At 33.3% G+C, this 25,635-nt stretch carries 18 protein-coding genes and 8 pseudogenes; 13 read left to right on the forward strand and 13 right to left on the reverse strand.

Going from position 1 to position 25,635, the window contains the following annotated elements:
• Positions 1-49: 49 nt before the first annotated feature.
• The 3 genes from MWH06_05525 to MWH06_05535 all read right to left on the reverse strand — a co-directional run bounded on the left by MWH06_05525 (position 50) and on the right by MWH06_05535 (position 2,794).
• The gene (locus MWH06_05525) at positions 50-1,234 is read right to left on the reverse strand and encodes a hypothetical protein (protein UPA54740.1); all 1,185 of its coding nucleotides are present in this window, start codon (positions 1,232-1,234) and stop codon (positions 50-52) included.
• 386 nt (positions 1,235-1,620) lie between these two features.
• The gene (locus tag MWH06_05530) at positions 1,621-2,064 is read right to left on the reverse strand and encodes a hypothetical protein (protein UPA54741.1); all 444 of its coding nucleotides are present in this window, start codon (positions 2,062-2,064) and stop codon (positions 1,621-1,623) included.
• Positions 2,065-2,206: 142 nt separating this feature from the next.
• Positions 2,207-2,794 carry a hypothetical protein gene (locus tag MWH06_05535; protein ID UPA54742.1) on the reverse strand — a complete coding sequence of 196 codons (588 nt, stop codon included), beginning with the start codon at positions 2,792-2,794 and terminating at the stop codon, positions 2,207-2,209.
• Positions 2,795-3,354: 560 nt separating this feature from the next.
• Between MWH06_05535 and MWH06_05540 the strand changes: the two genes are divergently transcribed.
• The gene (locus tag MWH06_05540; GenBank protein ID UPA54743.1) at positions 3,355-3,846 is read left to right on the forward strand and encodes a P44/Msp2 family outer membrane protein; all 492 of its coding nucleotides are present in this window, start codon (positions 3,355-3,357) and stop codon (positions 3,844-3,846) included.
• An 84-nt stretch (positions 3,847-3,930) separates the two neighbouring features.
• Here the strand turns inward: MWH06_05540 and MWH06_05545 are convergent.
• Positions 3,931-4,100, reverse strand: a pseudogene (locus MWH06_05545) (IS982 family transposase).
• Positions 4,101-4,265: 165 nt separating this feature from the next.
• Entirely contained in the window at positions 4,266-5,096 is an 831-nt protein-coding gene (locus MWH06_05550; GenBank protein UPA54744.1) for a hypothetical protein, read from the reverse strand.
• A 460-nt stretch (positions 5,097-5,556) separates the two neighbouring features.
• Between MWH06_05550 and MWH06_05555 the strand changes: the two are divergent.
• Positions 5,557-6,300 (forward strand): annotated as a pseudogene (locus MWH06_05555) (transposase).
• A gap of 163 nt (positions 6,301-6,463) precedes the next feature.
• A complete protein-coding gene (locus tag MWH06_05560; protein UPA54745.1) occupies positions 6,464-6,904 on the forward strand; it encodes an Hsp20/alpha crystallin family protein in 441 nt (146 codons plus the stop codon).
• Between the two features lie 46 nt (positions 6,905-6,950).
• Here MWH06_05560 and MWH06_05565 read toward each other — a convergent pair.
• Positions 6,951-7,181 (reverse strand): annotated as a pseudogene (locus tag MWH06_05565) (exopolysaccharide biosynthesis protein).
• A 322-nt stretch (positions 7,182-7,503) separates the two neighbouring features.
• Between MWH06_05565 and MWH06_05570 the strand changes: the two are divergent.
• From MWH06_05570 to MWH06_05580, 3 genes are all read left to right on the forward strand, one after another.
• Positions 7,504-9,081, forward strand: a complete 1,578-nt coding sequence (locus MWH06_05570; protein UPA54746.1) for a hypothetical protein — start codon at positions 7,504-7,506, stop codon at positions 9,079-9,081.
• Between the two features lie 471 nt (positions 9,082-9,552).
• The gene (locus MWH06_05575) at positions 9,553-11,895 is read left to right on the forward strand and encodes an ankyrin repeat domain-containing protein (protein ID UPA54747.1); all 2,343 of its coding nucleotides are present in this window, start codon (positions 9,553-9,555) and stop codon (positions 11,893-11,895) included.
• Positions 11,896-12,008: 113 nt separating this feature from the next.
• Positions 12,009-12,395 (forward strand): hypothetical protein, encoded by a 387-nt coding sequence (locus MWH06_05580; protein ID UPA54748.1) that lies wholly within the window; start codon positions 12,009-12,011, stop codon positions 12,393-12,395.
• A 281-nt stretch (positions 12,396-12,676) separates the two neighbouring features.
• Here the strand turns inward: MWH06_05580 and MWH06_05585 are convergent.
• From MWH06_05585 to MWH06_05605, 5 genes and pseudogenes are all read right to left on the reverse strand, one after another.
• A pseudogene (locus MWH06_05585) lies at positions 12,677-12,871 on the reverse strand (recombinase family protein).
• 40 nt (positions 12,872-12,911) lie between these two features.
• On the reverse strand, positions 12,912-13,793 hold the full coding sequence (locus tag MWH06_05590) for an IS3 family transposase (protein ID UPA55763.1): 882 nt from the start codon (positions 13,791-13,793) through the stop codon (positions 12,912-12,914).
• 14 nt (positions 13,794-13,807) lie between these two features.
• On the reverse strand, positions 13,808-14,068 hold the full coding sequence (locus tag MWH06_05595; GenBank protein UPA54749.1) for a transposase: 261 nt from the start codon (positions 14,066-14,068) through the stop codon (positions 13,808-13,810).
• 175 nt (positions 14,069-14,243) lie between these two features.
• Positions 14,244-16,115, reverse strand: coding sequence for a hypothetical protein (locus MWH06_05600; GenBank protein ID UPA54750.1), 1,872 nt, complete (start codon positions 16,113-16,115; stop codon positions 14,244-14,246).
• Positions 16,116-16,360: 245 nt separating this feature from the next.
• Positions 16,361-16,651, reverse strand: a pseudogene (locus tag MWH06_05605) (hypothetical protein).
• Positions 16,652-16,724: 73 nt separating this feature from the next.
• On the opposite strand from MWH06_05605, the gene MWH06_05610 reads away from it, so the two are divergent.
• The 6 genes and pseudogenes from MWH06_05610 (at position 16,725) to MWH06_05635 (ending at position 20,783) form a co-directional block, all read left to right on the forward strand.
• Complete coding sequence (locus MWH06_05610; GenBank protein UPA54751.1) at positions 16,725-16,985, forward strand: transposase; 261 nt, start codon at positions 16,725-16,727, stop codon at positions 16,983-16,985.
• Positions 16,986-16,999: 14 nt separating this feature from the next.
• Positions 17,000-17,881 (forward strand): IS3 family transposase, encoded by an 882-nt coding sequence (locus MWH06_05615; protein ID UPA55764.1) that lies wholly within the window; start codon positions 17,000-17,002, stop codon positions 17,879-17,881.
• A 39-nt stretch (positions 17,882-17,920) separates the two neighbouring features.
• A pseudogene (locus tag MWH06_05620) lies at positions 17,921-18,733 on the forward strand (integrase core domain-containing protein).
• A gap of 417 nt (positions 18,734-19,150) precedes the next feature.
• Entirely contained in the window at positions 19,151-19,462 is a 312-nt protein-coding gene (locus tag MWH06_05625) for a hypothetical protein (protein UPA54752.1), read from the forward strand.
• A gap of 129 nt (positions 19,463-19,591) precedes the next feature.
• Positions 19,592-19,909, forward strand: a complete 318-nt coding sequence (locus MWH06_05630; GenBank protein UPA54753.1) for a head-tail connector protein — start codon at positions 19,592-19,594, stop codon at positions 19,907-19,909.
• Positions 19,910-19,967: 58 nt separating this feature from the next.
• Positions 19,968-20,783 (forward strand): annotated as a pseudogene (locus tag MWH06_05635) (transposase).
• Positions 20,784-21,243: 460 nt separating this feature from the next.
• Here MWH06_05635 and MWH06_05640 read toward each other — a convergent pair.
• On the reverse strand, positions 21,244-22,332 hold the full coding sequence (locus MWH06_05640) for an IS481 family transposase (GenBank protein ID UPA54754.1): 1,089 nt from the start codon (positions 22,330-22,332) through the stop codon (positions 21,244-21,246).
• 74 nt (positions 22,333-22,406) lie between these two features.
• A pseudogene (locus MWH06_05645) lies at positions 22,407-23,615 on the reverse strand (IS4 family transposase).
• A gap of 258 nt (positions 23,616-23,873) precedes the next feature.
• Between MWH06_05645 and MWH06_05650 the strand changes: the two are divergent.
• A complete protein-coding gene (locus MWH06_05650) occupies positions 23,874-25,589 on the forward strand; it encodes an ABC transporter transmembrane domain-containing protein (protein UPA54755.1) in 1,716 nt (571 codons plus the stop codon).
• Positions 25,590-25,635: the final 46 nt, after the last annotated feature.

A 25,635-nucleotide genomic window follows, 5' to 3' on the forward strand; every position in this document is an offset into this window, starting at 1 on the left:
TTTTATTATTTTATAACTTGCTTTTTTAAAGTGTCAGATCAAGTCTTATTTAATACACTTTATTTTTGTTTTCAAGTTTTTCTATATCACCTTTAAGTTGACCTCCTATGCCTTTGAGTTGAGTCACTTCTTGATTTGCACTATCTAGCGCTTCCTTCTGCTCTGTAAGTTGGGTATTTAGCGCCCCTATAGCAGTGCTCAGCTCTTCATTCTTTATAGGTACTGTGGCTTCGGAATTACATTCATACTCAATTACCACTTGAATTGATTTATCAAGAGTCCAGATTTGCCCATGATCAGCTTCTTTTATTGCATCAAAAAGGCTTTTCTCTGTAAAATTGGGTTGTAAAGATTCAAATACTTTCAATCTTTCTTCTGATTGTTTTGCATTTTCTTTTAAAATAATATTACTTGATGTTAATTGTGCATTCTCTTCATTTGCTATATTGAGCTTTTCTTCCAACTCTATTACTCTTTCATGGTTGTCATTTAATTCGGCTCTTTCTTGTAATGTATCTATGCCCTCTGTTTGTATACCCAGATCTTTTGTCTCTTTTGGTCTTGAAACGTGTTTGTATCTGTCATCGAGCTCGTTTTTCTCTTGTGTCAATAGCTTATTCTCTTCAGCCGCTTTACCTAGAGCTGCCTCCATCTTTACCTTTAAACACGTATATTTCTCAAATAATTCTTCTCTTTCTGTATTTGCCATACCTAACTTTGTATCTAGCTTACAATTTATGGCTGAAAGCTTTTTGTTCTCTTCTTTTAATTGATCTTTTTGTTTTGATAACGATTGATTTTCTCTATATAAAGAAGCTTTTAATTTTTCTTCTGACTCTAATTTTCGTTTGGTTCTGTGGATATCTTGATATAGACCTTCAAGCTTATTTTTATGGCAAGTCTGGCTATCATCATTCTTAATTAGTTCTTCTACCTCACGCACAAGATCTGTAATACCCTCTTCCAATGCGTCTAAGTATGTCGACAACGATGACCTGCCCTCTACCCCTTTCAGCTCGTTCAGTATTTCTGTGATTACTTTCATCGGACGAGCCAGTCTACTTACACCAGCAACACCAATCCTGCCACTCAATTCAGCCTCATCAATTGAATTGCACGATCTACTCACGGAAATCGGGCTGCTCGAGACAATCATGTCATATAGGCTAAACAAGTCTACATCACTTCGACTGGTTGACTCACTTGAAGTATCAAGGAAAACTGACTCATCCAAATTAGAAATGCTCCCATTATTCATGAAAACCAGAACATCCTACTCAGGCAGCTCATTACGACTTTATCCCTCAACGAAGGGCTAATGCAATTCGAAGGATAATATATCATACTCTAATTTTCTTGTAACTATATCATAGTTTAAATAGAGAGAAAAGGTTTATTTCTTTAAATCCAGCATGAAAGGATATGTCCAACAATTTTTTTTAATTGAGAATACTATCTAAATTATTAACACAACATCTATCTCGTACCCCTGCTGTTTCTCATTACCTTGAGCTATTTAAACCCTTCACAGCAGGATCAACACCATTCTTAACTATCGACATCACTAAGTGCTGTATTTGCCTTATATGAACAGTAACACCCTAACCTTGAGCACATAGTTTATTGAATACCTCCAAGAGTCTTGCTTTGAAAATACATCAATTTTTTACCCCAAAGACCTTTCTTTTGTTTTATAATTTTGGTTGACTTTATGAACACACTAATATTTCTCTCGAAGCTTCCATCTTTTAGCTGTTCTAAACTATCGACTGGCCTCATAAGAATAGACGGAACACCTGATTCTTTTACTACAAAATCTGATTGTTTAATAGCTTCAGCTAACTCTATAAGTATTCCACCGTTTCTTTCAAAACCTTTATCTTTTATAGCTTGTAGAACACTTTTTCCTCCTAAAAGGCAGCTTTCCCCTAGACTTGATTGATCTTTTAATTTGTCAAATTTCTCCTGGCTCTCTCCATCAAGCTTTACTTCTATTATATTACTACCTTTACCACTAGGACATAGATGAATACTAATCTTGCCTACTTCAGTGATAAAGAACATTTCAATGCTACCTCCTAAGACATCTGTATAATTTCTTTTTCTTCCTATGCTTTCAACTCTTATTATACTTTTCCCGATCTATAAGATGCTACTTTCTATACTGAAATTTTCGGTTACCTTATTATTCATAACCTTTGCAACTTCAACAATACTGTTTTGTGGCTACCTGAAAAGAACAAGTCAGATCATCATCTTGAACTTGTTCATTCCTATTTATTAAACCTTCATATGCGATACTTTTCAGTTTGTCCTTAATTTTTTTACACTCTATAAAAATAGGCTCATCATTTTCCCATTCCCACATAATTTCACCTATCATACTATCATTGTAAAGATCAGACTCTATTTTTGCACCTGCTAATAATAGCTTATTGACAATATTAAATAAAGGTTGTAAACCCTCTTCCCACTCATCCACCTCTTCTTCATTATCTTTATATCGTGACCTAGTAGTAGGCGTTATACGCATAACACTGCTAGCATCAGGAATGTCAATTATTTTTTTTAATATAAAATTCGACACAGTGCATTCATATTGATCACAGCATAGATTTGGCTTTATTTTCTTTTTCAAATATTCATCTATTAAAAGTTCCATCTTCTCCAGAATAACCTTTGCAGAATTTTCTGATCTATTTTCGTAAAACTTTTTCATTATATTTTCCATCTTTTCATGAAATTCATCAATCGAAACTTTTTCGCTCTCAGTTAATAAATTTGTTAAATCCATTAAAATTGAGTTTTCTGGAATAAAAGAACTTGCAACAACAGTATTGTCGTCTTCAACAACGGACTCATGCCAGTCATCAGTTTATTCTTGACTTAACGATGATGTGCCTCCTTCAAGAGTGTGCTGACCAAAACGCTCCGTATGCTGTTCTTCAGTAGCTAACCCACCACTTACACAGACCTGCTCATCCTTTGAGATATATTCTAACACCATACTCCCTCAATCTATAAATACATTATGTACAATAATTAGCATAAATAAAAGCCAATGCAAGTATAATTTTTCATATTTTTTAGAGAGTTGTGTTCTCCTACTGTAGCTTCATATGACTTTGAGCATGCTATCATATACATTTTACCAGTACAATCCATTATATACTTAATTTAATATATAAATTCTCAATAACCCTCATCTGCCAGGAAGATCATCTGAGAGAACTTGTATCTTATTATTCTATCTCCTTCATATCTTTTTCCTTGACTTGACGCGTATGGTTTATTTAATACTTCCTTAATGTTTATATGTGTATACATGCGTGTATCAATATTTGGATAGTAAAAATGAAAAAATTACTTACTTTAGTAGCTATATTGCCTGCTGTTTCTTTGTCAGCACCATGTTTTGGAGTTGATTGGATTAGAGATAGGTTCTATACTTCTAAATCGTTATATGGCTTGCGTGGTTTTAATTATGATCTTGGCTATCATTATACAGATAACGTTAAAATTTCAGTTGGCCCTACAGTCAAATTTGTTATTGCAGATAAAATGGCTTTAGATGTACTACTTATGGCAAAGCTTCATTATCATTATAAAATTGAAGGTACAGATATTACCCCTTATATTACTTTTGGTGTAGGAGGTGGCACCAAAATATCTCTACCAGTAGAGCAAGGTCTTGGCATAAATGTAGAAAAATTTTTTTCCTATCAAATAGGTTCTGGTATTAATCTTCCACTTTCTGATACAACAAATATTTTTGCTGGTTATAAGCTTTACAAATTTCATGAAATTTCGCATGGGATTGAACTTGGAATGAGTTATAATTTTTAAGCTATGATTGAATGGGAAAGATGCGATATTTTTTTAAATAGAAGATTGAGTTTTTGTTAAATCTTCATTACCCCCCACTATGGATTAGCCAACAAAGAAAAGCGCGGAAATAGAGGTTTTTTTCGACTGCACGGAATACAAAATCAGAACAGAAAAACATGAATTAGAAAATTTGTTGATAATCCGTGTCTTGTATGTCCAATCTCAAACCTATTTCTCAAGAAGTCGAAAACCTTCTCAATAATCGATCTTTTACTTTTTAAGTAAGGTCAGTGAATTTATATAATGTTATTCACAGAACTATACTGTATGTATTGATCATCTAGCCATTTTGTAAATTCTTCAGTTGCACTAATTTCCCATATCCTGTTGTGCAGATCATGATGATGTTTATAATCTGCATGTGTAAGACAGTTAACTTATTCACTAATTATTTCAGGATACGCATCGCTTAAAAACTTTAATAACACAGTACCAGTTTCACAAGGACTATCCAGCTGCGGACTTTTGCTATGGCCATAGTATATATCATATAAACTTAGATTTTTAGATTTTATTTCCTCAATACCACATTTTGTAAGCTCTTCACAGATATCTACATTCACTCCATTGCTCACTGCCTCGCATGCAGTAAACTCTGCATAACCTTCAACAAAAGGCAAGTGCATTGTTGGGAGAGTGCCTTTAAGAAATTGTATACAGTGAGTAAACTCGCGTGAAATTGCACGATCGAGTGCTTCATCAAAAAAATAGTGCTTAAAAAACCATCCAGCATCTCCCTTTTCCTTGCAAAGGAACACGTCAGAATTTGATAAACTCTCATCTCCGTCAAGATTTGTGTCAGTAGTAAAACCTGCAAAATTTCCTAATTCTGCTATAGAACAATTAAGTTCCTTGAAGATTTTTGAAAGTTGACTTTTATCTTCGAATATAAATATACGAAAATTTGCTTGCTCATTGCTAGAGATATCATAATATTCACTACACTTTTTAAAAGTATCGTCAATAACTTTTTGAATTTCACTTAACCTGTTGTCATCGCAGCACCCTAAGGCATTAAGATGTACGCGTTCCTTCAATCCTCTTAAGTGTTTGTAAAAAACTTCCACTTTTAAGTCGCTCCCACAAACATTAAATGTATGCTTATTAGGCAAAATTTTAATTACTTCAGCCTCAAGTTTACCTTTAGGCTCATAGTTTGGCTGAATTCCATATTCAAAAGAGAATTTAAAGCCTCTGTACGTATCCATATCACCTCATAGTGCAATTAAGCCTCCAGTATAACTGAAGCAAATATTGTTGTCTATGCTCTAATTTGATTTTCTTCATTACTAATCTCAAGTACTTCTTTAGGAAAATATTCAAATTTACAAGATGAAGTGCCTTTAAGGCCATTACTACCAAATAAGTATCAGTATACTACCTGCTTTGAACAAAGCATACCTAATACTCTACTAAAATAAACATTTGAACACAATTTTTTTACTTATTAATATTATGAGTTTTTACGGGATAGGTTTATGTGCAAAATGTTATAATACCATCAAAACAGATTTATAATGCACAATCTTTCTTTTTGAAAGGATAACTTTAATAGACTTGCTGCAAAACAAAAATGGAGTATTTTTTAAGGGTTAAAATTGACCAAGGTATCATATTTTGCTTCTGTAATGTACTTTAAAATCAGATTTTTTTTGAAAATAGACTACCATACAAACAACAACTTTTCTTTTGCAGCAGGTCTAATGAAAGCACCATAGTAATTAGTGTTATAAAGAATTGAGTTGTTTACTCCTTTAAAATAAGTTGTTTTGCGTAATTTTGTACTATCGCACTTACATAACACATAGATTTTTAGGATGCCTATTCAATGTACACAACGCAAATGTATGTAGGTTACTTAAGAGAATAGAGCCATTACTCGCCAAAAAAGTGACTATAACAAAAGATAGAAGTATGACGCCAGAAAAAATACTGAAGATTTTGGCTGATGTTACAGAACAGCAAATACAGAGACCAGAAGATAGTAAAAAACGGAAGAAATCATATTCAGGAAAAAAAAGAACCAACACTATGAAAACTGAGATTATTATCGAAGAAGGAGGAAGAATTTTATCAGTGTCAAAGTCATACCGTGGTAGAATTAGTGATTTCCGCATAAGGAAACAAGAAAAATATTTACCACTTGATAGCATAAAACATGCCGATTCTGGATATCAAGGTTGGCAAAAATTGCAAAGCAATGTTATAATTCCATATAAAAAGTATCGTAAAAAGCCATTAACTCCAGAGCATAATAGAAGATTAGCATCATTTAGAATGAGAGTAGAAAACAAGATCCGAGAGATAAAGATATTTAAGATTATGTCGAATGTTTATCGCAATTTTCAGAAAAAATATAACCTGAGGTTCAATATTATTGCTGGTATTGTAAATCTTAAGCACGCCTTTTAGTTAACCTTGATTTTAGTCACCCTCCTTTCCTTTTTTTTATCGCTTGATTCGCAGCAGGTCTATAGTAAGACAGCTTTTCATATCTAACAAACTTTAGATTTAGGATTGAAATTAGTAAGTGGAATTATTATGTAATGCATATATTAGTAAAAGGAGGTACAACGTGAGTAATATAGTTCATTTAAATAAAAACAATAACCGTGATGGTGTAAGAGGATTACAAAGAGCTGTTGATAACATATTTGATAGCTTCTTTACAGGATGGGACTCAGAGCTTTCCAGAAGAGGTAGACCAGCTTGCGATTTTTATGAAACAAATGAAAGCTATTGTCTGTCACTAGAGTTACCTGGTATTTCCAAAGAAAGCATAGACATTAGTATATCTGGCGATAGCTTAATAGTGAAGGGTGAAAAGACGTGTGATAATGAGTCAAAAGATAAGCAATTTTATCATCGAGAAAGATACTATGGCTCTTTCTATAGGTCTATTCAGCTTCCAGTAAATGTAGAGCAAGATAAGGTATCTGCTAATTTCTCAGATGGGGTATTGCATGTAACCATACCTAAGTCAGAGAAACACATTAAGAAAATTGATGTAAAGTAAATAATAGCAGGCTTCTAGTTCGAGGCTTAATTTATTATAGATGGAGTAAGATTAAAGGTATGGAAAGTATAGTTGTATAGCCAAGTGGAACTGGTATGGGTACAGACAGTGGCAAGGAGAAAATAATTATTAAAATACCAAAACCACATTCTTGTAGAGCTGTTTTAATTTCAAACAACGTCACTTTATCACTATTAGTATTACCAGTATCTGCAACTTCTTGTAGAATATCAGATGCTAATTTTTTATCCTCAGTCAAATTCTCACTTTTTTGCACAATCACTCTTTAACAAAATCATTTCTAATGAATAGCATAATTACTCTTATATTCCAATATTGTTCTTGATTTGATACTATTCTTAGAATAACTCACTGACATTTTGTATATAGCCTTATCAGCTGTGCATTTACGTTGACAAAGTCTCTTGAGACATTTACACTTATTACGCTCAAGAGTCATAAATCTCAGTTTCTAAAGTCCTAAAAATCATGTCAAGCCAAATTGTTTTAAGATATATCAATACTAGCAATTAAATTAATACTAACTTAATAATCAAAGATGTACAATCTAATATATTTGATTAATAGTGAGGTTAAAAATGTTATCCAATCAAACAAATTCAGATTATATTACAACTCAACAAGAAAATGATCTTGGTCTAAATAAAATTATTGAAGATCAATCAAATGTAGAGATTGTTAATAATCACAAAAAGCTAAAGGAAAGAATCACTGACCTGTTAAAAGGAGATACAGAATTCTCTCGAATGAAACAAGGAGATAAGGCTCTTGTAATAGGTGCAGCAAGTGGGTTATTTACAGCAATGCTACCACTTTTGGTGGTTGGTACAATACTTGCCATACCAGGTGCTATAGTTGGTCTTACTTTATATTTTGCTGTAAAAGTTGCTATAAAAGCAGTTCAATCTGGATATAAGGGTCTCAAATGGTCATCTGAAAAAACGGTTGAAGGGGCGAAGCATATTGGCGAGAAAATTAAAGATGGTGCTATGTACGCTAAGAATTCGCTGAAAGAAGCTGCAAGTTCTGTAGGACAGGCAACAAGAGAAGGAACTAGTTCTGCATTAAAAACAATGGGGAATAGCGTTCAAAAACTTGGGAGAAAGATGAGTAATAGTGGTGCAAGCGTATCTAGTTTAGATGGCATCCCATATTCAATAGACAATGAAGATCAAACTGTTGTTTTAAAAACAGAAGAAAAAACGAAAAACTTCAATAGTGTGAAGGAGATGCTTGTTAATGAAATTTTGAAAGATAAGACTGTAAATAAATCTGCTTTAACTAAGGAAATATTCTCCCAATTGAAGGAAAAAATATTGGAAAAAGCTTATTCTATTAATGGTCAACAAAGTTTCAAAAAGGACCAGTTAATCAATGAATTGAAACAGCAAGCAGATTTTGTCAATAAACTGGACGATAAGAAGTTGCAAAATTTATTGGCTCAAAATGATAACAATCTCTATGAAATTTTCTCTGAATATCATGATGAATTTAAGAGAATTATAGGAGAATGTAAAATAGAGCATAAACTCTCTAACTCCATAGAGAACCTTAATAAAGTAGCAAGAAAGTATGGTGAAAGCAAAGAAGCAACAAAAGATACTAATGTTAAATATCAAATTTTAGGTGCAACACCAGCTGCAACAACTGAAGGTAGAACAGGAGCAACGCGACGTAATAGCACTGGTAACCTTACTAATGATGCATTCACTTCAGAATTACCAACTATAAGTGCCTCACTAACTAATTTAAATAAGCTTAAGTACTCATTGCTACAAAATTCTCTAAGTGAAGATGTTTTCAATCATCCTATTGCAAAACAAAGTCTTGATAGTAGAGCTCCAATTCGTAGTAATTCTGATAGTAGCTTAGGTCCTGATAGTAGCTACTTAAGTACTAGTAGTAAGTTGAGTGATATGGATGACAGTATTGCATCTAAAAGCAGTTCTTTTATTTACCGTAGTGGTTCTGATAGTGGATTCAATTCACCCAATTCTTCTCCACAACATGTAATATTCACTGAGAAAAATGGCAAATTAAAAACCCAAGCTAATTTAAGAAATACAGGTTCTTTGGAGAAATTGGTGGGACCTTCTTCAGAAATAACTGGTGACATTGATTTGGAACATCAAGCTTCAAAAATAAATGGGAAGTAAACAATTCATCTTCTTCAAAAGGATGTTACTTATTTAGTAATGTCCTTTTATTTCTTACATTCACTTTACAATGCAGGTTTTGGATCCTATAGCACTTCTTATAATAATGATCTGAACGGAGATGAAAACATCTTTATAGCTATTGTAAGCAAGGATTGTATTATTATAATCTGCTCGGATTATTTCAGAAAGAGCTATAGTTAGCAAGCCATAAAGTAGGTAGCCTATCAATTTTTGGTTATGCTTACGTGCAAGCTGTATATTATAAATAATCGACTCTATACTTTCACTAAAGTTATTCTTCCAAAAAGACTGCGCATTGCTTTAACCGTATCATAATATTTTGCATATAAATCTATTCCTAAGAATTCAAAATATAAATGAGTTAATAGATTATGCTTAAATCAGTTGTACCTATGACATATAGTACGTATAATATATCATATGTTTGTTTTAGTAGGGGGTATAGGTATGTTTAATTCAAAGCAGGTAGTACAACATAGCTTATTTGGCAGTAATGGTTTTAAAAATACTCTATCTTGTGAATTTGAAGGTTTGCCCGAAGAAGTATCTGAGGTTATCAATGAAAAAAGTCAAGCAATAGATAGTTTAGAAAGTGAGAGAGAAAAGCTACTACAAGAAAATTGTGATCTTAAAAGGAGTATAGATTCACAGAAACACTATCAGGAAATAGCGCAAGAGTACGATGAAGAAGTAAGTTTACTTACCAAGGAAAAGCAAATCATAGAAAGGAAAATTAAAGATAGTGAAGTCAAAATGGAAAAATTGCAAAACGAAATATATAAAGTCCAAGAAGAAAATGAAGAATTAAAACAACAGGTAAAGAAATTAGATGCAGAACTACAAATTAGGAATTTTCAGATTCATCTCTTAAATCAGGAACTAAAAGATAAAAAAGATGAAATTTATTTCATGAATACAGCAAATGAAAAGCTAAACAAAGATTTAGATCAAGATGAGGTTTTAATGAATCAGTTAAAAAAGAAGAAAAAGCAGTTGGAAGATTTAGTAGAGAATTTTACAAAGGAATTCTCAGATGGTAATAAGGATTTATCAGAAATTGAACACCTAAGAAGTTATCTAAATAAAAAGACATTAGAAAATCAGAATTTGATTAGAGAGTTGAGTATATTACAAAAAGAAAATGATGATTTAAAATCTAAGCTTCTATATCTTCAGCAAAAAAGGTCATTATTGGATGAGCTAAGTGAGTCAAATATTAAGGTAGACAGATTCAATCAGAAGGAGAATGGCTATGATAAAAGTGGGTATAATCAGAAAGAAATTTACAAAGAAGATGAATTACTAGATAAAGGTTATGATTCTTTTGACCAAAGGATAGAATCAGAGTTGAGTACTAGGCAAGAGTATTCAGAAATAGGTAATCCGGAAACAGAAACAACTGAATCACCAGTAGATAGTTATTATGAATTCATTAAGGAAGGTTTACTTTGGGCTGATAGAAGTTTGATAGATGATAAAAAGTATCTGGAAGATCTAGTAGACGAGTGGTTTATTCATTCACCTAACTTAAAACTGGAAGAGAGTCAAAAAAAGCTAAATCAAGCATTACTAAATAGTATTCTAAAAGATTTCAATCTGAAGAATTATTACTCATTTTCAAATCTTAAGCACTTTTTAGAAAGTAATGAGAAAAATGAAGACCTTAGGCACGTTCTTAATCTAAAAAGAGGACATCTAGGAACAACAATATTGAACGTGTTTCTCGAATACGACGAAGTTATTCCTTCTCTTCTCAAAGCTGGTGCTGATCTAAATATGCAGGATAATAAAGGTAAAACACTTTTGCATGATACTGCTATTTATTCTAGTGGATATGAAGATCTTGGGTATCTCTTAGATGCAAAAGCTGATCCAAATATACAAGATGAAAAAGGTAACACACCTTTACACTATTATGCTGCTAAGTGTAGTGATCAAAGCAGAAAAACTATGGATTTGCTCATAAGCAAAGGAGCTGATTTAAGCATAAAAAATAACGATGGAAAAACTCCACTGCAAGTTGCAATTGATAATGACAACATTATAGGATGTTTATTAACTAATAGTCAAAAAAAATTAAGAGAGCAACTAGGTAAAATGCTTCTCGCTACAAGTTCTGATGAAGATTGGGATAATGCTTATGATCCAGAGGTTGAAAATCTAAGAAAGTTTTTAAATCAATATGAAAATGACAACGACTTAAAGATAGTTTTAAATGTTAAGGATGATAGTTCAGTACTTCTTGATTCGCCATCTCGTCAATTTCCTAATGTAAAAGCCTTGCTCTTAAAAGCAGGAGCAGCTGATTTTATAGGTAAAAAACAAGACAATTATGAAAAATGCGATAGTTTTTTATCAGAGATTTATCAAATAAATTACCTTGCTAAACGCAATGAGTTTTTAAGTAAGGTAGTAAAAGCTAAAAGCATGATTGAATTACAAGAAGTTGTAAATGAAGTCATATCTTCTGGAATAAGACTAAATCTGACTAAGGATGAAGAGTATTATTGCACAGATGAAATACTAGAAAAAATTGTTCAACTAGGAGAAAATTATGAAATTGCTAGTAATATAGTATGTACATTAATATCAAGAGGAGCAAAGTTAAAAAGGTTAGAAAGTTTAAAAGTCATTGATACAATAGAATTAAAGTTCAAAGCTCATAAGGCTAATATGATCAGTGCTCATTTAGAGTATGTTAGTAATACTGAGGAATTTTTAGAATTGCAAAGGCTGCTACCAGCGGTCAACTATATGATGGAAAAATCGATAATAATGTATCTTACTTAGAATACTCAGAGGATAGTATAATAGATGTCGCAAGAATCACAGATAGAACAAGAAATCTGGAACTAATTCAGGAATCATATAGAAGGGATATAATAAAAATTGGCAAAAGTGAGGTGGAAATTATAACCGAAAACGGCATAAGGTATTACACAGATCTTACAGAAGGCAGCAGTATAGTATTAACTTTCTATACCAGTTTGGGAAATATAGACGTTAGACTGTATCCTGACGTACAAGATAAAAGCAAAATTATAGTAGAAGTGAGTAATAGAGAGGAAATATTAGAAAAATTCAAAGGTCGCGAAGAAGAGTTAGGCAATGATTGCGGGCTCGGTGAGTATTGGGTCTACTATGCTATTAAGCGAGGATATTTTGAAAGATCTGGAAAATTAATGCATTCTGAATCAATAAGTCAATCTAATGAAAAAACGCCTTTGACAAAGCTTGACAAAATAATAGGAGTTTCAAGTTTCAAAGAAACAGTAAGTCGTTGTATATAGTAAGAACAGTAAATTCCATCTACCAATAGCAGGCTACCAGCCAGACTTTGTAGCATTAGCGGTTTTTCTTTTTCACCTGTAGTATTTTCTTTGCCAGATTTACTATCAAAATATGATTTGGAAGAAAGTTTATTAGAAGGGTTTTGTCTTGCACAGTGATTTCTATTTTAGCTTTTTTACACACGAATTAAAGATCTTTACTATTTTCATTATATAATTAAGTTTTTAACTGATTTACCAAAATTTTTAAAGTGTCAGTTTTCTGGCGCATACTGTTGCTTTTATAAATTAAGACCATGGAATTTCTTCAATTGCTCACTCCACAACATCGGTATTTCCTTCAAATCAGCTAACCTCAAACTCCTTGGTTGCCTCCCATTTACTATATCTTCTTTAATCTTTGGTGCTAAATAATTCAGCCTTAAAATTTGTTGCACACGTCTTGTACCTATATTAATTTTGGCACTCAGCTCTTGACCTTACCCAGGAAAAGTGGAGAGAAAGTTGGGAATGTTTTTACAAAGAGAATGATGAATCAAAAAGCTCAGGGATGCAATAGTTAATAGTAGAATGTCTGCGTTGTTTGTTATAAAAAATTTCTATATATTCAAATATAGCAGTTTTAATAGACTGTTTGGAGTACTTAGCAGTATTTATTAATAACTCTCTTTTCAGAGAACTAAAGAAACTTTCTACAACGGAATTGTCGTAACAATAGCCTTTGTGACTCATGCTAGGAACTATGTTCTTTATAGCTAGTAGATTTTGGTAATTTTTTGAAGTATATTGTGAACCTTGATCGCTATGTAATAGTAGATTCTTGGGATGGTTACGCTTGTAAATGGCCATTAACAAAGAGTCAATAACCAACTGTTTATTTATTGAGCTACTCATCGACCAGCCAACTACCATACGTGAATATAGATCGATTACTACTGCCAAATATAGCCATCCTTTCTTGGTTCTTATATAAGTAATATCAGTCACCCACACTTTATTTGGTTGATCGGTAATAAAATTTTGATCTAATATATTGGGAACTATGACTCTATTGTCAGTTTGCCGTTTCTTGGTTTTAAATTTTCTTTTAAGTATAGCCTTAATGCCATTTTCTTTCATAACATTTTGCACTGTTTTGATGTTGTAATTTTTATCTAAAGCTTTCAATTCAGCATGAATTTTAGGGGCACCATATCTGCATTTAGAAACTTGATGTATTTTTTGAATATCTGCTAATAGATCTTTTTTTGCCAATTCCCTATTGCTTATTTTTTTAGCAAGCCATTTGTAATAACCACTAGCAGATACACCAGAAATTCTACATAATTCTTGTACTTTATAGCAATTGCTATGCTCTTTTATAAAAAGATATTTTACTCTTTTTGACTGGCAAAATATCCCAGGGCTTTTTTTTAAATGTCTCTTTCCCTTGTTACTCTTGCTAACTCTCTCTTTAAGTCAAATCTCTCTTTATCATAAGGCGCTACGTTACCCCTGCCCGGAAATGCATTTACTGCTGACTTTTTCTCGTTATACTTCTTTATCCACTTACCTAATATACCGGGATTTATACCTAGATCCCTTGCTATTTGTGAAATTGTTTCTCCCCTTTCTCTGAAAAGTTTTACAGCTTCTTCTTTGAACTCTGCTGTATACTCTCTTCCATTTGTCATATTGCACCTCTTTATGAAAACATTTTTTACTATAAAAACGTCTCAACTTTCTCTCCACTTTTCCTGGGTAAGGTCAGTTTATACTTGCCAATGTTTTAGAGATATTTTACTAACATAAAGCGAAGTACTCCGGTTTATAGCTGCTTTCTTTTTATATAGTGAAATTTGGCTATTTTCAACTAATACTATAAATTACATCTTTGTAGTTATGAGATTCAACCACTACTTGCTCTAGCGTTAAACTGCTGCATTTAGCATCTTTACTATGGTTTTCTTCAAGCACTTTTGTCCTTGCTTCCTTTATTTCCTCAATGAACTTTCCATTAACTTTTTCTGGTTCAATTCTTTCCTCACAATATACAAGATTTGTGCAATTTGTTTTTCTGTAATAATGTACTCCAAGGAATATCAATGATAGTACAAGTATACTTGAGCCTACAAGTAGTGATAGCCCTACGTTATTAATCAAAGCGTTCTGGTAAAACTTCTGTACACTACTAATACCACCTTCTACATACAGTAATAAAGGCAATACTATATTTGCAGCAACCAAACTGCTTAATAATGCTGTAAATAATGGCCTATCTTTGATTACTGATTCTACTTTATTTCTTCTACTAATGACTTTGTCGTCAATATTAATGAAGTTGTTCTTACCTTTCCAAGCGTTAAGTGTAAAATGTGAATGAGTACCATTGCTGTATTCCAGTTTGACTGATTTTATTACTTTATCTTTTGGTTGATACTTTAGCACCTGATTCAAAGTTTCATTCGCATTCTTTCCCCCTATTTGACACTCTTCAGTATCTCTAAATTGCTTTATTCCACAAAATATTGTGCTAATTGCAAGCAATGAAGTAATCGCTATCATCGGCATAGTAATGTAGAGAGGGCTGTTTGCAAAAAACGTGACAAATTTTGCTTTGTCTTGTACACCTGCAGATGCGCTAAGTAAAATCACAGTTACACCGAAAATTAGAAATTCCTTCTGCTGCACTGCATATTTTACTCTTGGCAAAACTCTATTTGTTTTCTTTTCTTTTTTAATTAACGGAGTTTCTTCATTATCATTTTTTTCTGGTGAGCTAGTTGAAAGTGTAACTATACTATCATGATTTAATGATATATCCTCACATCCTTGAACACCACAAGACTCACTCATTTCTGTTACTTGAGAGTTTGATCTTGTCATCTCTGCACTTCTATTGTCTATTCCACTATCACTTCCTTCCAAACTATTTTTTAAAAATTTTGTATTCAGATCTCTAGGTTCATCAATTATATCTTCTGATCCTTTCTTAATTGGTGTTTCTTCAGAATTTGACTTTTCCATCTCCGGACTTTGATCGTTTATTTCACCATCTAAACCTCTTTTCAAGAATTTTTTACTTTTGTCTATAGTTGCATACATAGGTTCTCCTATAGCTTCTTGCTCATCACATTTTTCTCCATTTAATTGGAAAGAAGAATGTGGTAGCTTTGGTGGTGCAATATTCTGAATAATACTCAACTGATGATTTTCTGCTGTTCTAGGTGAAGGTGGAGCCACACTCCTACTATTGTCCTGCCGTACGATTTTAGGAAATGACTTTGACTTATCCCATGATTTTCTATCCTCTTCATGCACATCTATTGTGTTATATGTTTGATAGTTGGAAGATGTGCTGAATGCCACATTAAACTGATCAGGAGAATACCCACCGTTATATCTTATTCCATTTGCCTCACAAACTGCATTAAATTCGTCCTCTATGTCTTTACCATCATCCAACACTAAAGAAGAACAACTCACTGAAAAATCAGCACCTGCTTCGTCTATTTTTGCTGTAATACTGCTATCGCTACTATTGCTAATCACATTTAAAGAAGCTAGTTTGCATTCAGTGTTCAGGTCAGGTTCTTGCTTCGTACCTTTTTCAAACAATTCAATTCTCTCCTTAACAGATAGTGTAGAATTTGAAATATTATTTTCTACTTCTTCAGAAAACGATGCTTCATTATTTGTTTGCGACGTTACTACTCCAGCTAACGTCTTTGCTTGATTCATTGAGTACATCACATTTAATCCAAAATTATTTATTACGCTAAACTCATTAAAATACGGTATATACCAGTTACACTAACTCTTATAGTTTTACCTGATGCAATTGTTCCACTTTCACGCCACTTAAGGCAAAAGACGATTTTTGTCTGCAATAAGTATCCGCCGAAGATTTGTTTAAAATGAGTATCACAACTAATATATGGATTAGGCTTACTAAATTAATAAAGAACTTTTCTAGTCATTTTAAACTATTTACTATAAAATGTATTTTTCATCAACCCTTCCAATGCACCTTTTATTTGCTCACTCAATGTTTCATGTATCTTCTCTGTATCATTCATCAATGCCAGCAACTTCGATACTCTTTCTGGAATATTAAGTAAATTATTATGTATAACTCTTGCTACATTAAATGCTCCTGTTTTTACTTCTTCTACTGCTACAAGTTCTCCTATCTCAGCTTTTGCCTTTGCCTCCAATAATCTTCCCCGCTCCATTTCATTTTTTATCCGCGTTTTTAGCAACATTGTGGAAAGTGACCTTACCCAGGAAAAGTGGAGAGAAAGTTGAGACGTTTTTATAGTAAAAAATGTTTTCATAAAGAGGTGCAATATGACAAATGGAAGAGAGTATACAGCAGAGTTCAAAGAAGAAGCTGTAAAACTTTTCAGAGAAAGGGGAGAAACAATTTCACAAATAGCAAGGGATCTAGGTATAAATCCCGGTATATTAGGTAAGTGGATAAAGAAGTATAACGAGAAAAAGTCAGCAGTAAATGCATTTCCGGGCAGGGGTAACGTAGCGCCTTATGATAAAGAGAGATTTGACTTAAAGAGAGAGTTAGCAAGAGTAACAAGGGAAAGAGACATTTAAAAAAAAGCCCTGGGATATTTTGCCAGTCAAAAAGAGTAAAATATCTTTTTATAAAAGAGCATAGCAATTGCTATAAAGTACAAGAATTATGTAGAATTTCTGGTGTATCTGCTAGTGGTTATTACAAATGGCTTGCTAAAAAAATAAGCAATAGGGAATTGGCAAAAAAAGATCTATTAGCAGATATTCAAAAAATACATCAAGTTTCTAAATGCAGATATGGTGCCCCTAAAATTCATGCTGAATTGAAAGCTTTAGATAAAAATTACAACATCAAAACAGTGCAAAATGTTATGAAAGAAAATGGCATTAAGGCTATACTTAAAAGAAAATTTAAAACCAAGAAACGGCAAACTGACAATAGAGTCATAGTTCCCAATATATTAGATCAAAATTTTATTACCGATCAACCAAATAAAGTGTGGGTGACTGATATTACTTATATAAGAACCAAGAAAGGATGGCTATATTTGGCAGTAGTAATCGATCTATATTCACGTATGGTAGTTGGCTGGTCGATGAGTAGCTCAATAAATAAACAGTTGGTTATTGACTCTTTGTTAATGGCCATTTACAAGCGTAACCATCCCAAGAATCTACTATTACATAGCGATCAAGGTTCACAATATACTTCAAAAAATTACCAAAATCTACTAGCTATAAAGAACATAGTTCCTAGCATGAGTCACAAAGGCTATTGTTACGACAATTCCGTTGTAGAAAGTTTCTTTAGTTCTCTGAAAAGAGAGTTATTAATAAATACTGCTAAGTACTCCAAACAGTCTATTAAAACTGCTATATTTGAATATATAGAAATTTTTTATAACAAACAACGCAGACATTCTACTATTAACTATTGCATCCCTGAGCTTTTTGATTCATCATTCTCTTTGTAAAAACATTCCCAACTTTCTCTCCACTTTTCCTGGGTAAGGTCAGAACTGAGAAAAAGAGGTATAATAATTTCTCAGGGAGGAGTAAGGTCTGTATGGCTAAGAAATGACCTTGAAACTCTCAAAAAGAGACTTAAAGCACTAGAGACAAAAGTAGCTCAAGACGGAATCATTTTAACTGAAGAACAACTTGCAGCTTTAGAAAAAATGAAAGAACAAAAGGAAGCTCATGGTGAAATTGAGACGCAACATCCAGGTTATTTGGGTTCTCAAGATACCTATTATGTGGGCAATATCAAAGGTATAGGGCGAATTTATCAGCAGACTTTTGTTGACACTTATTCCAGGGTTGCAATGGTTAAACTTTACACGGACAGAACAGCTATTACAGCTGAAGATCTTCTCAATGATAGGGTTATTCCATTTTTTGATGAGCAGAAAATTCCATTATTACGCATTCTAACTGATAGGGGTACGGAATATTGTGGCAAGCCAGAAAATCACGCTTATCAGCTATATTTGGGAATCGAAAATATCGACCATTCTAGAACCAAAGCCAACTCTCCACAAACTAATGGCATATGTGAAAGATTTCATAGAACTATGCAAGATGAGTGTTACAATATTATCTTTAGAAAGAAAATCTACAATTCTTTGGAAGATCTACAGATTGATGTTGATTGTTGGTTGCATTCTTATAATGATACAAGACCTCACTCTGGTAAGTACTGCTATGGAAAAACACCTATGCAGACTTTTCTTGATAGCAAACATATTGCTTTTCAGAAAAATATTAGTAGCATTAAACAAGAGACTGATATTAGTTTTAACTACCTCAATTCTTCTGTCAGTTAATTCTTGTCTGTCAGATTAAGTCTTATCTTTTACAACTTAGCACCTACATCTGTACGAACATTGTCCCAGGAGGTAATGTTCGTACAGTTATGTGTCAGCTACTTGCATGACACCCTGGCAATCGTCATCCCGCTACTTGTTAGCGGGATCTAGAGATACCGTGACGGTATGACGGTCCGCTACGTGCTAGCGGATGAGATACCGCGGCGGTATGACGGTTAATTGTTCCGCGCGGGATGACAGGAAAAGGAGGCTACTTGCATGACAAGAAGAGGGTACTTGGATAAGAGGCATTGCCCTCCTGGTAGGCCCAAATTGCAATGTTCGTACAGTTATAAGTACACAGTAGTGTGAATTTTTTACTTCGGTAGTTTTTCATTATCATTATAATCATAATAGTAGTTGAGTTTAATTGATATGAAAACTTTTACGAAAAATTTTAAAAATAACGAAAAAAAGCTAGAGGAGTTTAATAAGGAATTTGAAGATATCACAACTATAGCTCAAGATAAATTTGCACATGAACTTGAAAATATCGCATATGACAGTGTGCAAAAATTTCGCAGTCTGCTTGCTAAAGAGTTAAACTCCATCTTCAATAATATTCATTCTCAAAATGTTAATCTACTAAAATCCAGCCTAGTTGAATATGCTATAAGTTCAAATTTTATCAATAAAAAAGGAGAAACAGCTTTAATACGTTCTCTTCTCAATATATTCGTACGGTAAAGAATTTCAAGCACTCAGAGTTGCTGCTGCAACTTAATATCGAATACAAACTGCATAGCTAAAGTAAGTAAGATTTGCCCTGCGGTAAACCTTACTTATTTTAGCTACATACAGAAAAGGGGGGTTGTTATGTCAACAAGACCAGAATATCCGATCATAAATATACAACGTAAATCTAAGCCTAAGTCTTTTCCAGTTACTTTAGCAGAGGTTAAATCTTTTTTACGTATTGAGAACGACCAGGATGATAAGTTGATTTCAGATCTAATTTTTATGGCAACTGATTATGCTGAGTGGCATATGGAAAAGTCACTGGTGAAACAAACATGGCAAGTTTCATATGAAGATTATGTACCTCATAGGATCTATTTAAGCTATGGCCCTGTGAATAAGATAATATTGGCCACTGCTAAAAATCAAAAACTTAAGACCTGCTGCAAAAGGTGATTGAAAAAATGATGTGAGAGAGGTAGAAGAAGAATAAGCAGATCAAGTAAGGAAAAAAATGAGCTTTAGTTACTATAATATGAAAAAACACCCAAGAAACTTTCGTAATATAACAGGTTTAACTATAGAGGAGTTCGAAAAAGTAGTGGAAAAAGTGAGGTCTGGATAGGAAAAACAGAAAAAGTGTCATGGTAGAAGATCAAAACTACCAACTCTGGAAGATAAGTTGTTTTGCGTAATTTTGTACTATCGCACTTACATAACACATAGATTTTTAGGATGCCTATTCAATGTACACAACGCAAATGTATGTAGGTTACTTAAGAGAATAGAGCCATTACTCGCCAAAAAAGTGACTATAACAAAAGATAGAAGTATGACGCCAGAAAAAATACTGAAGATTTTGGCTGATGTTACAGAACAGCAAATACAGAGACCAGAAGATAGTAAAAAACGGAAGAAATCATATTCAGGAAAAAAAAGAACCAACACTATGAAAACTGAGATTATTATCGAAGAAGGAGGAAGAATTTTATCAGTGTCAAAGTCATACCGTGGTAGAATTAGTGATTTCCGCATAAGGAAACAAGAAAAATATTTACCACTTGATAGCATAAAACATGCCGATTCTGGATATCAAGGTTGGCAAAAATTGCAAAGCAATGTTATAATTCCATATAAAAAGTATCGTAAAAAGCCATTAACTCCAGAGCATAATAGAAGATTAGCATCATTTAGAATGAGAGTAGAAAACAAGATCCGAGAGATAAAGATATTTAAGATTATGTCGAATGTTTATCGCAATTTTCAGAAAAAATATAACCTGAGGTTCAATATTATTGCTGGTATTGTAAATCTTAAGCACGCCTTTTAGTTAACCTTGATTTTAGTCACCCTCCTTTCCTTTTTTTTATCGCTTGATTCGCAGCAGGTCTTATGTTAAGAGATACCGCGGCGATATGACGTAGGGCTACAGCCAGTGCGTGACACTGGGATCTAGAAAAAAAGAACCAGTGTCAGCTACTTTCATGACATCATCATAAAGTAAACCAGTGTCTGGGCACTGGAATGACAAAGAAATAGGCACTGGGATGACGAGAAAGGAGTACTGGGATGACACCTACGCACGCTCACTTTGTCATTCCAGAGTGTAAAACATAGCATACGCGTCAAGTTAAGAAGTTGTAAGCAAGTTTAGGGAAGTTAAAGTAGATAACCTGGTCTTCCTATACCTGTCCTTTATAGAAAATTGTGACCAGTCTGTGGTAAGTTTTTTCAGAAAAATTCTCAGGTTATTAATTGTAAAAGATAAGACTTAATCTGATAGACAAGAATTAACTGACAGAAGAATTGAGGTAGTTAAAACTAATATCAGTCTCTTGTTTAATGCTACTAATATTTTTCTGAAAAGCAATATGTTTGCTATCAAGAAAAGTCTGCATAGGTGTTTTTCCATAGCAGTACTTACCAGAGTGAGGTCTTGTATCATTATAAGAACGCAACCAACAATCAACATCAATCTGTAGATCTTCCAAAGAATTGTAGATTTTCTTTCTAAAGATAATATTGTAACACTCATCTTGCATAGTTCTATGAAATCTTTCACATATGCCATTAGTTTGTGGAGAGTTGGCTTTGGTTCTAGAATGGTCGATATTTTCGATTCCCAAATATAGCTGATAAGCGTGATTTTCTGGCTTGCCACAATATTCCGTACCCCTATCAGTTAGAATGCGTAATAATGGAATTTTCTGCTCATCAAAAAATGGAATAACCCTATCATTGAGAAGATCTGCAGCTGTAATAGCTGTTCTGTCCGTGTAAAGTTTAACCATTGCAACCCTGGAATAAGTGTCAACAAAAGTCTGCTGATAAATTCGCCCTATACCTTTGATATTGCCCACATAATAGGTATCTTGAGAACCCAAATAACCTGGATGTTGCGTCTCAATTTCACCATGAGCTTCCTTTTGTTCTTTCATTTTTTCTAAAGCTGCAAGTTGTTCTTCAGTTAAAATGATTCCGTCTTGAGCTACTTTTGTCTCTAGTGCTTTAAGTCTCTTTTTGAGAGTTTCAAGGTCATTTCTTAGCCATACAGACCTTACTCCTCCCTGAGAAATTATTATACCTCTTTTTCTCAGTTCATTTGCAGCTCTTTCTTGCCCATATGCTGGAAATTCTGTTGCTATACCAATCACTGTTCTTTCTATATTATCGGAAACTCTGTTCGCTAATAGCGGTTTTTTCTTACTTATTTCATGTAATGCTCCCTCTCCTCCATTTTCATATAACTCCTTAAATCGATAAAATGTATCTCTTGAGTATCCCATCACTTTACATGCTTGAGATACATTTCCTAGTTGTTTTGCTAGTTCTAATAACCCTAGCTTTGGTTTTAGTATTTTTGTTTGTATTGTACTCATTTCTAACACTCCTTTCTTTTATTATTTTATAACTTACTTTTTTAAAGTGTCAGATCAAGTCTTATTTAATACATATTAATTTTACTATTTAACGCTAAAAACAACTCCCTAATCCTTCTTTTTAGTTCAATGAAGGCCTTTGTTAAACTCAGCTCTGTATTCTCTTTCAGCTTTGTACAGCCAAATATTCCATGAAATATAAGAATTGCACACAATTTAGCATATAGCCCACATAATACTCTGTATGACTTTCCTTTAAGTTCATCAAGCCTGATGTGACTCTTATACAATTTAAATAATAATTCAATCTGCCACCTTACTCTGTAAATTGTTAAGACCTGCTCAGCGCTAATTTTACTTTCTGGAACATTAGTTATGAATATCGACCAATCCAGCAATTTTTGATTCTTTTGAGAAGATGTGTATCCATGTGACTTTGCTAACTTATTAGCCCTTCTTCTTCTGATTATAGACTGTTCTTCAGTTAATTTTTGACATATAATTCTGGCTTTAATTTTTACTTCTTTCCCTAATAGCACTTCCCTTTCTAGAAAGGATTGACCTTCTAAACATTCCAATAACTCTATTTTTTGATTTGTTTCGATGTCATATGTGTTTGTATCAGATTTATAACGGCTAACAAAATAAGCTCCAGCTTCATCAATTTGTTTAAAAGAAGCTGGCACGAAGTAGCCCAGGTCTGATATTAACAGATCATTAGTTGATATATTGCTTAAATGGCTTCTATAGCCCTGATCTGACCTTATTCCTTCCGTAAGATTAAGTTGATCCAGCGTCTGGTTTAAGTAGTCAAAAAGTATCTGTAATTTTATTCTAGACTTAGCATTGCTTTCATAATCACTATAGCTAGTGCCGTATCCTTTGTACATATTTTCCATATTATTAGGCAAGCTAATGTAGCTACTGTCCAATAATTTGACGCTTTTGAATTGCTTTAAAATTTTACAATCAATTTGTAAGCTATTCCTAAATATTAATAAGGATTCATTATACATTCTTCTCATAAATTCTACTGCTTCTTCAGCAAATCTCCAATCTAAACCCTGTTTTGTTATTTTTATTGAGTCTTCGTTGAGTAACTGACACATCGTTTCTATGCTGCAATTATCAACTCCTATATTACCAAAAACTATTGCTTTTATAAACGACGATCCTCTAAGCTTTCTTTTCCTTTTTATAAAACCTACCTCATCTGATATTTCATCTGCCTTTTCATTGAAGAATTCTTTGAGTTTTTTTGACAAGCACGCTATTCTGTCCATTGTAAGTTCTCTCTATTAAGCTATCCAAGAGAACTTATACCCTATTTTTCCTTCTCTCTGCTAATTTTCCTCTCACTTTTCCTTAACTTGACGCGTATGGTAAAACATAGACCCCAAGTGTCAGCTACTTGAACAACATCACTTTGCTTAAAAATTGCAACGTTTGTACACGGTATGACGTTAGCTATTGTGCTACACCTTTCCCCTTTCCCCTGAAACTAAAATCTATATACTTAACTTTAGAAACTTCAAAACACGATGCGATCTAATATTAAAGAGTTATTTTGCTATATAAAGCCTAATCTATCTTATTTCATCATAGCTTTTATTGCAGTTTTATTTTCAGCCTTAACGATCCTCCTCTTTGGCAGAGGTTTAAGCAATATAATTGATTCTGGCACAGAGCACGATTTTACTACCAAGCTATTAGTTGCAATACTTATAGTTTTAGCCATTTCTCTCACTGCATTTACTCGGTTATATTTCATTGGCATTGGCAGCGAGAAAGTTATCGCAAGAATCAGATACGACTTATATAGCAGTATCACTGACTTGCAACCAAGTTTCTTTGAGGATACAGGTGTACAAGATGTTATCTCAGCACTCATTACTGATACCTCTGTGCTGCAATCAATAATAAATAGCAGCCTACTCACCATATTACGAAATTTTGTGATTCTGATTGGTAGTGTTGCCATGTTATTATATACAAATATACAACTAACTGCGTATGCAGCCGCAATAATACCTATACTACTCATTATCATGACCTCACTTGGAAAAAAAGTGCGTAGCCATGCACGCTTTGCCCAGGATAAATTAAGTGAGCTTGCATCACTTAGTGAGGAAAATTTTCGGTCTATCGTAACCATCAAATCGTTTGTACTCGAAGAAAACGAAAAAATCCGTTTTAAGGAACATTTAAACTCAGTATCAAAATCATACATAAAATTAGTATTTTTGCGTGCTACCCTAGTAACTATGGTCATCACATGTGTGATCGGTTCACTAGTTGTTTTGCTCTTCTTTGGTATTAAAGAAGTCTTAAGCAATAATATAACTATTGGAGAACTCTCCTCATTTGTGTTTTATTCAGCGCTCGCAGCAGGAGCTATAAATAATTTGAGCGATAATATCAGTGATTTACAACGAGGTCTTGGAATAGTAGAGCGTTTATTTGAATTTAAAAATATGAAAAGCTCTATAGCAGATCCCGATGATCCTATAAAAATTTGTAGTGTTCAAAAAGGAATTTCGTTTAATGGCGTAACATTTTTTTATGAATCTCAGTCTGATAAGCCAGCGTTAAATAACGTATCATTTTCTATAGAGGCAGGTCAAGCAGTGTCAATTGTTGGCCCATCTGGCAGTGGTAAGAGCACCATTTTAAAGCTTCTGCTCCGTTTTCATGATCCAAACAAAGGTAGCATTACTATCGATGGGCACAATATTAAGTCAATTGCGTTAAATGACCTCAGATTGTTGTTTGGCTTAGTGCCACAAGATAACATAATATTCTCTTGCTCAATAATGGAAAATATACTATATGGCAAACCTGGTGCTGAATATGAAGAAGTGAAGCAAGCAGCTATCAGCGCTTATGCGATGGAATTTATTGATAAGCTGCCTGATAAATTTGATACATTTGTAGGAAAAAGAGGATTAAAACTTTCTGAAGGGCAAAAACAACGTATTATAATAGCAAGAGCCATACTCAAAAACCCTCAGGTTTTAATACTGGATGAAGCAACCTCTGCCCTTGATTATAAAAGTGAGAACCTCGTGCAAAAAGCGTTGAGCAAGTTAATGCAAAACAGAACAACAATTATAATTACGCACAGGCTATCAACCGCACTCAAAACTGACAAGATTATAGTAATTAATCACGGAAAAGTAGAAGAAGTAGGAACTCATAACTCTCTAATGAGTAAAGATGGGCTGTATACAAAACTGGCGAAGATACAGTGGAATTGAAAGAAAATTTAAATCATACCGTTAGTTGATATGCTAGATTTGTAAT

It is taken from the genome of Wolbachia pipientis (genome assembly GCA_023052945.1).
Classification (GTDB): Bacteria; Pseudomonadota; Alphaproteobacteria; order Rickettsiales; family Anaplasmataceae; genus Wolbachia.